13 protein-coding genes are annotated in these 12,310 nt (G+C 71.4%); 4 read left to right on the top strand and 9 right to left on the bottom strand.

The features are described from left to right. Window positions 1-324: 324 nt before the first annotated feature. A complete protein-coding gene (locus OHB49_RS21195; RefSeq protein ID WP_329162186.1) occupies window positions 325-1,293 on the bottom strand; it encodes a hypothetical protein in 969 nt (322 codons plus the stop codon). Further along, entirely contained in the window at window positions 1,293-2,780 is a 1,488-nt protein-coding gene (locus OHB49_RS21190) for an APC family permease (protein WP_329166570.1), read from the bottom strand. Before OHB49_RS21190 ends, OHB49_RS21195 begins: the two co-directional genes overlap by 1 nt. Before the next feature lie 239 nt (window positions 2,781-3,019). Here OHB49_RS21190 and OHB49_RS21185 point away from each other — a divergent pair, with 239 nt between their 5' ends. Beyond that, window positions 3,020-3,430, top strand: a complete 411-nt coding sequence (locus tag OHB49_RS21185) for an RNA-binding S4 domain-containing protein (protein WP_329162185.1) — start codon at window positions 3,020-3,022, stop codon at window positions 3,428-3,430. Window positions 3,431-3,512: 82 nt separating this feature from the next. On the opposite strand, the gene OHB49_RS21180 is transcribed toward OHB49_RS21185, so the two are convergent. The 4 genes from OHB49_RS21180 to OHB49_RS21165 all read right to left on the bottom strand — a co-directional run bounded on the left by OHB49_RS21180 (window position 3,513) and on the right by OHB49_RS21165 (window position 7,821). Further along, complete coding sequence (locus OHB49_RS21180; RefSeq protein ID WP_329162184.1) at window positions 3,513-5,474, bottom strand: FUSC family protein; 1,962 nt, start codon at window positions 5,472-5,474, stop codon at window positions 3,513-3,515. A 25-nt stretch (window positions 5,475-5,499) separates the two neighbouring features. After that, a complete protein-coding gene (locus OHB49_RS21175; protein WP_030972571.1) occupies window positions 5,500-5,745 on the bottom strand; it encodes a DUF2630 family protein in 246 nt (81 codons plus the stop codon). A 68-nt stretch (window positions 5,746-5,813) separates the two neighbouring features. Next, on the bottom strand, window positions 5,814-6,758 hold the full coding sequence (locus OHB49_RS21170; RefSeq protein WP_329162181.1) for an NADP-dependent oxidoreductase: 945 nt from the start codon (window positions 6,756-6,758) through the stop codon (window positions 5,814-5,816). An 88-nt stretch (window positions 6,759-6,846) separates the two neighbouring features. Beyond that, window positions 6,847-7,821, bottom strand: coding sequence for a hypothetical protein (locus OHB49_RS21165; protein WP_329162180.1), 975 nt, complete (start codon window positions 7,819-7,821; stop codon window positions 6,847-6,849). Window positions 7,822-7,941: 120 nt separating this feature from the next. Here OHB49_RS21165 and OHB49_RS21160 point away from each other — a divergent pair, with 120 nt between their 5' ends. Further along, a complete protein-coding gene (locus OHB49_RS21160) occupies window positions 7,942-8,343 on the top strand; it encodes a hypothetical protein (protein ID WP_030972577.1) in 402 nt (133 codons plus the stop codon). Between the two features lie 94 nt (window positions 8,344-8,437). Next, window positions 8,438-9,583: a MerR family transcriptional regulator gene (locus tag OHB49_RS21155; RefSeq protein WP_329162178.1), complete on the top strand. Its 1,146-nt coding sequence runs from the start codon at window positions 8,438-8,440 to the stop codon at window positions 9,581-9,583. 66 nt (window positions 9,584-9,649) lie between these two features. On the opposite strand, the gene OHB49_RS21150 is transcribed toward OHB49_RS21155, so the two are convergent. The 3 genes from OHB49_RS21150 to OHB49_RS21140 all read right to left on the bottom strand — a co-directional run bounded on the left by OHB49_RS21150 (window position 9,650) and on the right by OHB49_RS21140 (window position 11,955). Next, window positions 9,650-10,072, bottom strand: coding sequence for a universal stress protein (locus OHB49_RS21150; protein ID WP_030972581.1), 423 nt, complete (start codon window positions 10,070-10,072; stop codon window positions 9,650-9,652). 144 nt (window positions 10,073-10,216) lie between these two features. Continuing rightward, the gene (locus OHB49_RS21145; protein ID WP_329162177.1) at window positions 10,217-10,867 is read right to left on the bottom strand and encodes an FMN reductase; all 651 of its coding nucleotides are present in this window, start codon (window positions 10,865-10,867) and stop codon (window positions 10,217-10,219) included. Between the two features lie 5 nt (window positions 10,868-10,872). Continuing rightward, window positions 10,873-11,955, bottom strand: coding sequence for an LLM class flavin-dependent oxidoreductase (locus OHB49_RS21140; protein ID WP_030972585.1), 1,083 nt, complete (start codon window positions 11,953-11,955; stop codon window positions 10,873-10,875). Between the two features lie 176 nt (window positions 11,956-12,131). Here OHB49_RS21140 and OHB49_RS21135 point away from each other — a divergent pair, with 176 nt between their 5' ends. After that, window positions 12,132-12,260, top strand: a complete 129-nt coding sequence (locus OHB49_RS21135) for a DUF6126 family protein (RefSeq protein ID WP_234432866.1) — start codon at window positions 12,132-12,134, stop codon at window positions 12,258-12,260. Window positions 12,261-12,310 lie beyond the last annotated feature (50 nt).

Here is a 12,310-nt window from a genome sequence, read left to right as displayed (position 1 = left end):
AATGTCCGTACTGCGGGAATTGATCCCTGGCCAGGGCGGATACGTAAGGTTAGCGGCCGGATCCAGCCGTTCGGTGGCGCGGCCCGCCTCCGTGTCAATCGGACGGCGGTGGCCCGGACTTCACCTTGCATTCTTTTGGAGTCTCTCGTACCGCGTGATCGCGCACCTGGCGTCACGTCCCACACGGCGAGCCGGGGTAGTTGCCGACCGTGTCGAACGGAGCCGGGATCTGCGGTCCGCCGGTCCAGGACCGCCGGGTGCTCGTCCGTCCGGCGCAGCATCGGTCACGGCATCGGAGCGGGGGTTCCATCCGCGCACAGCGGTTCACGCGGTGGCGACCTGGCGGCGCCACCGCGTGAACTGGGCCGCCGCGTCCCCGGTGTACGACCACGGCACCCGCACCGCCCGGCCGTCCAGCAGCCGGAACGCGTCCGCGGCCTCCGTCGGCCGCCCCGCGTAACACGCGGCGTGCGCCAGGTAGTTCAGCTCGCCGACCTCCTCCGCCTCCACCGGCCCCGCCTCGCGCATCCCGAGCCACCGGTCCCAGGTGCGGCGTACGTCCGTGACGGCCAGTTCGTGGTTCCAGTGCTGCTGCCCGGTGAGCGGCGCGATGACGGGCCGCCCGTGCGTGGCGTCGGAGACGTACCGGTGCTCCTCGACCCTGGCGATCTGCACCAGCACCGGCAGCGGAGAACCGGGCGGCGCCGCCCCCGCCGCGTCGCGCGCGAAGTCGTACATGGTGCCGTGGGTGCCGTGCCAGCGTGCCGAGTAGTAACGCAGCAGCTGGGTGTGCCCCTCCATGTGGTGCGGATCGCGGCGGAGCAGCTCGTCCCACCACTGTGTGACGCGTCGCCTGGCCCCGTCCTCGTACAGCCGGGCCGCTGTCAGAAGCGATGCCCAGGGCATCGGATCGGGCGGGCAGACGTCGGCGGCCCGCAGACAGCAGTCGACGACCCGGTCCACCCGGTTCTGGTCGAGTCCGGTGCCCCGCCCCGCCGCGACGGCCCGGCCGAACAGCCGGACCACTTCGGTCGCCGCCTTCAGCACCTGCGCGTCGGCGCTCTTCGGCTCGGCGGCCAGCCAGGTCTCCACGGTGGTGCTGCCCGCGACGGCGTGGGCGAGGATCCGGATCCGGTGGGTCCGCAGGGCCCACCGGTTGCCGGTGGCGTGCAGCAGATCGCGTACGCCCTGCCAGCGGCCGATGACGATGTCCTGGCGGGCCGCGGTGAGCGGCCGGTCGCCGAGATCCGGGTCGAAGCGCACCGGTGGGGGTGTACGGCGGCGTACGGCCATCAGTAATCGGTGACGATCGTGGTGGAGTGGGCGTAGTCGGACGGTTCCTCGGTCCGTACGGTCTGCGAGGCGTCGAGCTTCGCCGGCCGGTAGTACGAGCTGCCGCGCTGCCAGTACCAGAGCATCGGGACGGCTCCCACGGCGAGACTGCCGAGGCCGAGTGCGAGCGCCGTCGCGCTGAAGTCGCCGAGCGCCTCGAAGAAGATCCAGAACATGAAGAGCGAACCGGCCAGCGGCCAGAGTCCGCCGAGGACGAGGTCCGCGACCGAGCGGCACAGCAGTTTGCGGTACGCGACGACCGCGGCCAGGCCTGCGAGGCCGTAGTACACGGCGATCTGCAGCCCGATGGCCTCGACGGCCACACCCAGGATGTGGTGGACCGGGCCGAGGGCGAGGGAGGCGAGGATCAGGGCGAGAGCGACGCCTCCGACGGCGGCGACCGCCACCCACGGGGTGTTCCAGCTGCGGTGCACCCGGCCGAACGCGGCGGGCATCGTGCGGTCGCGGCCCATCGCGAACAGCGAGCGCGTGACCTGGATGAGTGTGGTCTGCAGCGTGGCGACGGTCGACAGCATCACGGCCACCACCAGCAGCTTTCCGCCGACGCCGGGCCAGACCCGTTCGCCGAGCACGGTCAGTACGTTGGCGCTGTGCCGCTCGATGTCGTCGGCCGAGAGGATCACGTTCACCGCGATGGTGAACACCTCGACGAGTGAGAAGACGGTGAGCACGCCCACGATCCCGGCCAGGCCCGTGGTGCGGCGGCTGTTGCGGGTCTCCTCGCTGAGGTTGCCGGTGACGTCCCAGCCCCAGTAGTAGAAGGCGGCGATCAGCGCACCGGAGGCGAAGCCGGAGACGCCGTCGAAGTGCCCGAAGCCGAGCCAGGACCAGTCGAAGGCGTGCGCGACGCCGGGTCCGGCTCCCGTGCCCTCGCCCGGGCCGGTCCCGCGGACGAGTGCGACGACCGCGAAGACCAGCAGGATCACCAGCTCGACCCCGGAGATCACCAGCTGGCTGCGGGCGCTGAGCCGGGCTCCGCCGAGCACGACGAGCAGCATCACCAGGAACCAGCCGGCCCCGATGAAGGTGGCGAGCGTCGTGTCGTCGGCGAGCCGGGAGTCGATCACGGTCAGCGTCATCGTCCCGGCGGGCAGCGATCCCGCGACCATGAACAGGGTCGCCGCGACGACCAGTGCCCAGCCGCTGAGGAAGCCGAGGAACGGGTGCAGGGTCCTGCCCACCCAGGAGTAGCCGGCGCCCGCGTTGACGTCGATCCGGCCGAGCTGCCGGTAGGCGAGGGCGATGCCGAGCATCGGTATCGCGCAGTACAGCAGGGCGGCGGGACCACCGAGACCTACCGTGCCGACGAGCACGGCACTGGTTGCGGCCAGCGAGTAGGCGGGGGCGCTGCCCGCCACGGCCATCACGATCGTGTGGAACGTGCCGAGGACGTTGGGCTGGAGCCCACGGCCGGGCCGGTCGGGCATGCTGCGCATCGCTGTTCTCAACTGCTTCCGGAAGTGTGCCGTGCCCCGGCCGGAGTCCCGTACATCCTTCAGCGGCACGACATGTGGCGGCATGTCAGAAACAGATCTTCGAAAATCCGAACGGAAGTGGTCGGTCCGTTCGGGAAGACTGTCCGCATCGTAGTCCCGTGATTACAGCTGAGTGGACCTGGACGCCACGAGGGATACGCGACCTCTGCACGGCGTCTAGAGTCGGATGCATGGTTTCCGGTGAGACACCGCAGGCGGAGGGAAGCGTCCGCGTCGACAGCTGGATCTGGTCGGTACGGCTGACCAAGACCCGCTCGCAGGCCGCTGCCGCCTGCCGCGCCGGACACGTCAGGGTCAACGGCGACCGGGCCAAGCCCGCGCAGACCCTGCATGTGGGGGACGAGGTACGGCTCCGGCACGGCGGCCGGGACCGGATCGTCGTGGTGTCGCGCATCGTGAAGAAGCGGGTCGGCCCTCCGGTGGCCGCGGAGTGTTTCGTCGACAACAGTCCGCCCCCGCCGCCGCGGGAAGCGGTGATCCAGGTGCCGGTCCGCGACCGGGGCACCGGCCGCCCGACCAAACGCGACCGCCGCGAGATGGAGCGCCTGCAGAGCCGTGGCCCCGGGGACCACCCGGCCTGAGCCGGGCACGGGCGCGCAGCCGCGGGCTGCCGCTGCGGGAACGCGACACATGCGCCCTGACCCGTCACGTTCCCACGACCCCCTACGGTTGTGGTGAGGCGATCGCCCGTGCCGCCGCCACCTCCTGGCGCAGCGGCTCCAGCACCCCTTCCTCGTCGCCCGGCAGTTCGGTGCGCACTCCCACCAGCACCTCGGTCGCCCGCAGCCGTTCCGACAGTTCGCGCAGCTGCTGCCGGATGTCGGCCACCTCCGCGGGCGCCGGTTCCGGCGCCCCGTGGTTCACCCGGACCCGGGCCGCCGTCGTCGCGTCCACGATCCGCTCGATCGCGACGACCAGCGGCAACCAGGCGGCGGCCCGGGCGCCGACCGGCGGCGGTTCCGTCAGGGCACGCTGGAACTCGGAACGTATGGAGGACAGATCGCGGTAGATGAGGCGCCTGGCCCGCGCCCGTTCCGCCTGGTCGGGGTGGGGGACCCCGTCGCCGTCGTCCCCCGTGTCGAATGCCGATCCCACATAGTCGGCGAGGTCCGTCACCGCGTCCGCGAGCCGGTGGCCGATCCGGGTGTGCCAGCTCTCCGGCCACAGCAGATAGCCCGCCACCAGCACGATCACGCAGCCGATCAGGCTGTCCACCAGGCGGGGCTGCACCAGAGCGACGCCCCGGTGGTTCAGCAGATCGGACAGCAGCAGGATGACCGGTGTGATGGCCGCGGTCTGGAACGCGTACCCCTTGACCGTGAGCGCCGGGATCAGCGGGGCCAGGAGCACCATCACCGGTACGTCCCACCACCCGATCGGAACCTCGGCGAGGACGGGCGCGGCGATGACGAGACCGGCCGCCGTGCCCACCGCACGCAGGACCGCACGGGAGAAGACCGAGCCGAAGTCCGGCTTGAGCACGAACGTGACGGTCAGCGCCACCCAGTAGGAGCGGTCCACGGAGACCAGTGAGGTCAGTGCCTGGGCCAGGCCGATGCAGAGTGCCAGCCGCAGCCCGTACCGCCAGGACGTCTCGGAGAGCAGCACGGAGCGGGTCGCCCGCCGGATCCTCACCGCCAGCGCGGCGGGGCGTCCGAGCCGGTCGTCGACGATGTAGGCATCGGCGTTGCGCACGACGGCCGCCGCGTGGCGCAGCGCGCTGTCCACTGCCCGGGTGGAGGGTGAGTCGGGTGCGGGTAGCTCCGGTTCGACGCCGCCGGTGCGGCTCTCCTCGACGTCCTCCGCCAGTTCACGTACCGCCGCCGGGATCGCGTCGGGTAGTGGAGACCGCCGCACATGCACCGCGGGCGCCGCCTCGACGAGCGGGATGACCACATTGAGCTGGGCGAGCAGCCGCACCATCGCGCCGCTGCGGCCGTGGCACCGGGCCCGGCGGGCGAGGATCAGGTCGTACGAGGTGTTCAGCGACCGGGTGACTGCCTGCCGTCGCTCCTCGTACGCGTCGGTTCCCGCGGCGGCCAGCAGATCGGCGACCGTGAGGTATGTGTCCGCGACCGAGACCCGCTCCGGCAGTTTGCGCCGCAGCGGCCACGCCAGCAGCGTCAGGGCGAGCACGAACAGGCCGCCGAACATCAGCAGCAGCGGCGCCACCCACCAAGGTTTCGGCAGCGGCAGCCCGGTGGCGACGACCGAGTTCAGCAGGAGCAGCAGCCCGGACAGGGAGGCCACGGCGCCGATCGTCGACATCATGCCGGACACCAGGGCGACGGCGGTCAGCGCACCGACGGCCGCCCAGCCCGTCCCGTACACGAACGAGCCGAGCATGATGCCGAGCGCGCCGAACAGCTGCGGAACAGCGATGTTGAGGATCCGCATCCGGTACGCGTCGGCGGTGTCGCCGAGGACACCGGAGAGCGCACCCATGGAGACGAGCGCGCCGTACGCGGGCCGGTCCAGCGCAAAGCCGACGGCGAGCGGTGCGGCCAGGGCGATGGAGGCGCGGACGACTGCGGCCCACGGGACAGGGGCCGGCTGTGGGCGAAGTCCCGTCAGCAGCCAGGCCGGTGGCGCGTACCGTTTCCGATCCGCCTCGGCATCTGCCAATGCGCTCAGCCTCCGGTGCCGTGCGTCAGTTCTGGTAGCCCTCCACCTCGCCGGCCGGGCGTACCTTCGCTCCGGACGGGTCCTCGCCGAACTCGCTGAGCGCGCGCCGCTGCCGCAACAGGTCCCAGCACTGTTCGAGTTGGGTCTCCACCGTGCGCAGGCGTGACTTCTCGTCCGCGGAGAGCCCAGTCTCCCGGGTGGAGCGGTCGCGCAGGTTTCGCTCCTCGGAGACCAGACCGCCGATGTTGTCGAGGATCTCCCGGTCGTCCATGACGCCTCCTTCGGCCTCGTTCGGACTTGTTCGGACTCCCTGTGCGAGTGGTTCTTCCGGGGCGTGGGTCAGAGCGCGAACAACGTCTTGCCGCGGGCGCCGCCCGTGCGGTTCCGGTCGAGGGCCTGCGGGGCCTTCTCCAGTGGGAGTTCGATGTCGATGAGCACGTTCAGCACACCCTCCGCGGCGCCCGCCGCCAGGACGTCGAGCAGAACGGGTGTCGGTTCGAGCCGGAAGTCGATGGACCCGACGCCCTCGGGAACAGCGGCCCCGCCGGCGACGCCCCGCGTGGTGACGGCGACACCGCCGCTCCGCACCAGCGCCGCCGTGGCCGCGAACGCCTCCGGCGTGGTGGAGACCAGGTCGACGAGCGCGTCGACGCCGCCCGGAGACACCTCCCGTACCGCCGCTTCGAGCGGACGAGCCGTCGTGTCGATGGTGACGGCGGCGCCGAGCGCCCCCATCCGCCACCCCTCGTCGCCCCGCACCGCCGCGAGGACGCGCAGATCCCGGGCGGCCGCGAGCTGGGTCAGACAGCTGCCGACGCCGCCCGCCGCCCCCACGACCAGGAGGCTCTCGTGGCCGCGGAGCACCACCGTCTCCAGGATCTGGGCGGCGGTCATCCCGGCGGTCGGCAGCGCGGCGGCGATCCGCAGGGGAAGGCCGTCCGGGACCAGGGCGATCGCGGAGTCCTGTGGGACGGACACGTATTCGCTGTACGTGCCCGCGCCGACCGGCGTTCCGGTGACCCGTCCGAAGACCGCGTCGCCGACCCGGAAGCGGTTGTCGCCGGTGCCGATCATGTCCACCCGGCCCGCGTAGTCCACGCCGATGACCAGGGGGAAGACATGCGGCGCCTGTCCTTCCAGGGCGCCGTCCGCGGTCTGCCAGTCGGACGGGTTGAGCGCGGCGTACTCGATCCGCACCCGTACGTCGCCTGCTGCGGGAATCGGCTTGGGCACCTCGACCAGGTTCGGCTCGGCCCGGAACGCGCTGACGGCTACGGCTCGCATACGGATGCCTCTCAGTCGCCCAGACAGTGACGCAGTCTCGGGCTCCACTCTTCCCCGGCCCGCGCGCCGCCGCACGTCGAAGCCGGCGTCAGCGGTCGTGCCCGGAGCTGTTCCCGGGGACGGGTCCTTTCGCGGTGAGCGGTGTCAGAGGCCCGGATCCTGTTCCATGTGCGGTCGGCTCGGGCCGTGCGGACCCGCGCCCGGCCCACATCCGCGCGAACACCGCGCACAGCGCCACCGCCAGCCCGGCGGCGAGAACGATCCACACTGCCGTACGGAGCGAACTCGTCAGCGCGTCGTACACCGCCGCCGCCCCGTCGCGATCGCTGCCGGGCACCCCGGCCAGCACCCGGTTCCGGGCGACCGCGATCGCCCCGCGCAGCACCAGCGCACCGAGCGCGAAGCCCAGCCCGACGACCGCAGTGGCGGCCAGTGCGGCCAAGGCGGAGCCCCGTCGTCCGGGCCCGCCGCGCGCCGCCGCCACGAGCACGGCGGCGCCGGCGAACACCAGCGTGCCGACGGCGGGCCAGACACCGCCGGCCCGCAGTGGGCGGAACGTCTGGCGCAACTGGTCGGCGCGGTCGGCGGAGAGCAGGGTGATGTCGGTCCGCCGGACCGGGAATCCGTCGGCGAACGGCACTCCGCTGTCCACCAGGTTCTGTTTGGCCTGCTGCATCACCGGCGCCAGGTCCATGCGCACGGCCTCGCCGCTCTCACCGTTCAGCGCGGCGGTGACGGCCTCGTGGGCGGAGCGGTTGGCGGCCACCCAGGCGGAACGGAAGGCATCCGTGGTGGTGAACGACCGCACCGCCCCGTACAGGAAGTCCCCCGAGGCGCCCTGGAGCAGCCCGGCGTCGATCTGCTTCGTCGCCTCGTCGGTGATCAGAGTGGACATGGTGTCCTGCACGCCGGGGTCGGAGGCGAGCGGCTCCACCGCTGCGACGTACAGGTCCGGGTTGTCGATCTCCAGATCGACCCAGGCGCAAAGCGCGCTCAGCGGGACGAGGACGGCGAGCAGCACCAGCACCACCGCCGACAGAGCCGCTGAGATATTGGTCCGCATCCCCCAAGGGAATCCCGTACGGCGACGCCGCGCCCACGGCAGTGAGCCATTCGAGTTGCCGGGCGGCGCAACCGGGTGTGCCCTTGAGTGAACAGGGGGCCACGGAAGGAGTTCTCGGCCATGGCCACACACGCTTCGATGCCACGCCGCGCCACGCGGGCGCGCACCAAGCGCCCCAGCACACTCAGCTGGGCCATGCCCGTCACGCTGGGCGTGATCCTGGGCTGGTGGGCGACGTCCATCGTGCGCGGCGGCGGTGTGCTCACCGGCACGCAGCTCGCGCTCGGTCTGGTCTCCGGCGCCGTGCTGGCGGCGCTCTGCTACGCCCTCGGCCGGGCGCAGAAGCGACTGCCGGTGGAGGCCAAGGCCATCGCGTACGGCACGCTGTTCGGCGGTTCGGTCGGCTTCCTCTACAGCTTGTCCGACAAGACGACCGTGCTCGCGGCCATCATCCTGGGCCTGGTCACCGGCGCCGGGATGCTGGTGTGCGCGTTCTATGCGTTCTACGTGACAAAGGACTGAGCCCCGCGCTTCTCCGTCATCCTTGACCTTCTCCGCGGGGGAAGCCCCAGCATCGGTGGGGCCGGGCGGACCGCCCGGTACGAGGAGGTCTGTGGTGGAACGCGAGGCGCGTGCGAAGGGCACGGCGGCGCTCGTGACGATCGGGGAGTTCGCCCGGTCGTCACGGCTGTCCGCGAAGGCCCTGCGCCGCTACGACGAGCTGGGACTGCTCCGGCCCGCCCTGGTCGATCCGGTGAACGGCTACCGGTACTACGACGGGACGCAGGTGGGGACGGCCAGGCTGGTGGCCTGGCTGCGCCGGATCGGGATGCCGCTGGCCGGGATCAAGGAGGTGGTCGCGCTCGATGCGGGCGCGGCCGCCGCAGCGATCCGGACGTACTGGGCGCAGGTGGAGGCCGAGACGGCGGCCCGGCGGGACCTGGCGACCTTCCTCGTCGACCATCTGGCAGCGGAGGAAGTCGAAATGTCGCAGGTGGACATGGACCGGGAAACCTTGGGGACGCTCGGAATCCGGTACGCGGCACAGTCCGACCCGGGTGCGGTGCGCGGGACCAACCAGGACGCGGCGTTCGCCGGGGCCCGGCTGCTCGCGGTCGCCGACGGGTTCGGGGAACGCGGCGCGGGGGCGAGCACGGCGGCGATCGATGCGCTGAAGCCGATGGCGCAGGGTGCGGTGCGCGGTGCCGTGCCGGCCGCGGACCTCCTGAACGCCCTGGAGGATGCGGCGGACCTGGCCGCGCGGGCGGTGCGGGACGCGGTCGCGGGGAGCGGTGCGCCTGACGAGTCGGGGACGACGCTGACCGCGATGGTGTGGACCGGGTCGCAGCTGGGCCTGGTGCACATCGGGGACTCGCGGGCGTATCTGCTGCGAGGCGGTGAACTGTTCCGGATCACGCACGACCACAGCCTGGTCCAGTCGATGATCGACGACGGTTCGCTCACCGAGGACGAGGCGGCCTCGCACCCGCAGCGCGCCCTGTTGCTCAAGGCGCTGGTGGGCGGGCCCGGTCAGGACGGTCCGGCGCGAGCCGACGTACAGCTGCAGGAGGCCAGGCCCGGAGACCGCTATCTGCTCTGCTCGGACGGCCTGTCGGCGGTGGTCGACGGTACGGAACTGGCCGGGGCGCTGGGCGCGGCGGACGGCCCCGACACAGCCGTACGGGAACTGGTCGCCCTGGCGCACGCGGCGGGTGGCCCGGACAACGTGGCCTGCGTCGTCGCGGACGTGGTGGCGCTGTAGACGCGGACGGCCCCGCGCGCACCGGCGCAAGCGGGGCCGTCCGTCCCACCGGATCGCTCAGGTCTCTCAGTCGCGGACGACCGTCACCGGGCACGGCGCGTGCTGGGTGACATGGAGGCTGACCGAGCCGAGCAGGGTCGCCTTGAACCCGCTGTACCCGCGCGCCCCGACGACCAGCAGGTTCGCGCCCTTGGCGCGGTCGAGCAGGGCCTGTGCCGGATTGCCGATCACCACGATCTTGCTGACCGCGGCCGCGCCCTCCGCACCGAGGGCCTCCTCCAGCGCCTCGGTGAGCGACACGATCGCCACGGCCTGCGGATCGAAGTCCTCCGGCATGCCCGGCATCATGGACGCCCAGCTGGTCGCGGGGTACTCCCAGCTGTTGACGGCCTCCACCGAGTCGCCGGTCAGCTCGGCCTGGCGTACGGCCCAGTGCAGCGCCTTGATCGACGACTCGGAGCCGTCCACGCCCACCACGATCCTGCCCATCTCTGCCTCCAGCTCGGTTCAGCACGCATCTGCCGATACACCACAGCGCAATTTTGCGGATGACTGTAATCAAACCGGACATGAGCTCGGCTGTCGGTCCGACCGCCGTCATTCGGGCGTCCGGGTGCCCGTGTGCCCCGGTCTTCAGTCCAGCCGCAGATCGGCGAGCTGCTGCTCGAACGGCACCACGTCGTCGTCGAGCCCGAGAGCCCTCGACGCCCCGGAGGCCGCCCGGCCGCCGGAGACCATCCGCGCGAGCTCGCCGCCCGCACGCCGGATCCGGGACGGCAGCCCCTCGGTGTACTCGTCGCCGGACGAGCCCCAGTCCTCCGACGCCGCGTACACGGAGGTCGGTACGACGGTGGCCCGCAGGTACGCGAAGAGCGGCCGCATCGCGTGCTCCAGGACGAGCGAGTGCCGGGCGGTGCCGCCGGTCGCCGCGATCAGGACGGGCTTGCCGGTCAGCGCCGTATGGTCGATCAGGTCGATGAACGACTTGAACAGGCCGCTGTACGAGGCGGTGAAGACGGGGGACACGGCTATCAGGCCGTCCGCCGTCGCCACCGCGTCGATCGCCTCGTCCAGCGCCTGCGGCGGGAAGCCCGTCACCAGGTGGTTCGCGATGTCGACGGCCAGATCGCGCAGCTCGATCACCCGGATCTCGACCGGCCTGTCCTGATCGGTGGCCAGCTGCTCCCGGGCGGCCGCCGCCAGCCGGTCGGCCAGCAGCCGGGTCGACGACGGCTGGCTCAGCCCGGCGGAGACGGCGACGATCTTCAGGGCCTCGGTCTGCATGGGGGTCAGATCTCCTTCGTGCGGGCGGCGACGGCCGGGTGGACCGGTGCGGAGTCCGGCACGCCGGCCGGCCTCAGGTTGGCGAACTCCTTGCGCAGTACCGGGACGACCTCCTCGCCGAGGATGTCGAGCTGCTCCAGGACCGTCTTCAGCGGGAGGCCCGCGTGGTCCATCAGGAACAGCTGGCGCTGGTAGTCGCCCACGGCGTCACGGAACGACAGGGTCCGCTCGATGACCTCCTGCGGGGAGCCGACGGTCAGCGGTGTCTGCTGCGAGAAGTCCTCCAGGGACGGGCCGTGTCCGTAGACCGGCGCGTTGTCGAAGTACGGGCGGAACTCCCGTACCGCGTCCTGCGAGTTCTTCCGCATGAACACCTGGCCGCCGAGGCCCACGATGGCCTGCTCGGCGGTGCCGTGCCCGTAGTGCGCGTACCGCTGGCGGTAGAGGTTCACCATCTTCTTGGTGTGCTCGATGGGCCAGAAGATGTTGTTGTGGAAGAAGCCGTCGCCGTAGTACGCGGCCTGCTCGGCGATCTCCGGGGAGCGGATCGAGCCGTGCCAGACGAACGGCGGGACGCCGTCCAGCGGGCGTGGGGTCGAGGTGAACGACTGCAGCGGCGTGCGGAACTTGCCCGCCCAGTCGACGACGTCCTCGCGCCACAGCTTGTGCAGCAGCGCGTAGTTCTCGACGGCGAGCGGAATGCCCTGGCGGATGTCCTTGCCGAACCACGGGTAGACCGGGCCGGTGTTGCCGCGGCCCATCATCAGGTCGACCCGGCCGTCCGCGAGGTGCTGGAGCGTCGCGTAGTCCTCGGCGATCTTCACCGGGTCGTTGGTGGTGATGAGGGTGGTGGACGTGGACAGGATCAGGTTCTCGGTGCGGGCGGCGATGTAGCCGAGCGTGGTCGTCGGCGAGGACGGGACGAACGGCGGGTTGTGGTGCTCGCCGGTGGCGAAGACGTCCAGGCCCACCTCCTCGGCCTTCAGCGCGATCGCGAGTGTCGCCTTGATCCGCTCGTGCTCGGTCGGTGTCCTACCGGTCGTGGGGTCGGTGGTGACGTCTCCGACGGTGAAGATCCCGAACTGCATGGCGCCCGCCTCCGTAAGTGTCGTAATGGTTGAACTTTAAACCAATTCTCTCATGGGCTGCAACGGGGCACCGGCCCTCTCTATTCCGGCGCCCGGGAGAGGCGCCGGCGGTACGTACCCTGGACGAGGACTTCCCGGTGCGCGCCGGGCACGCGGGACCGGGAGAGGCAGGGCCAGTGAGCGAGAGCGAGAGCTGGAAGGAGCGGGGCGTCGCGCTGCGCGTCTTCGTGTACGTCTTCGCCACGCATCTCTTCGCCGGCTTCGTCTACCTGCTGTTCTACGTGGGCGAGCACGCCCACAAGTGAGCCGGACGGGCACGACGCGAACGGCCGCGAGGGCCTTCGCGACGCCGTAC

This window comes from Streptomyces sp. NBC_01717 (assembly GCF_036248255.1).
GTDB lineage: Bacteria > Actinomycetota > Actinomycetes > Streptomycetales > Streptomycetaceae > Streptomyces.
This window is presented reverse-complemented; position numbering and strand designations above follow the sequence as displayed.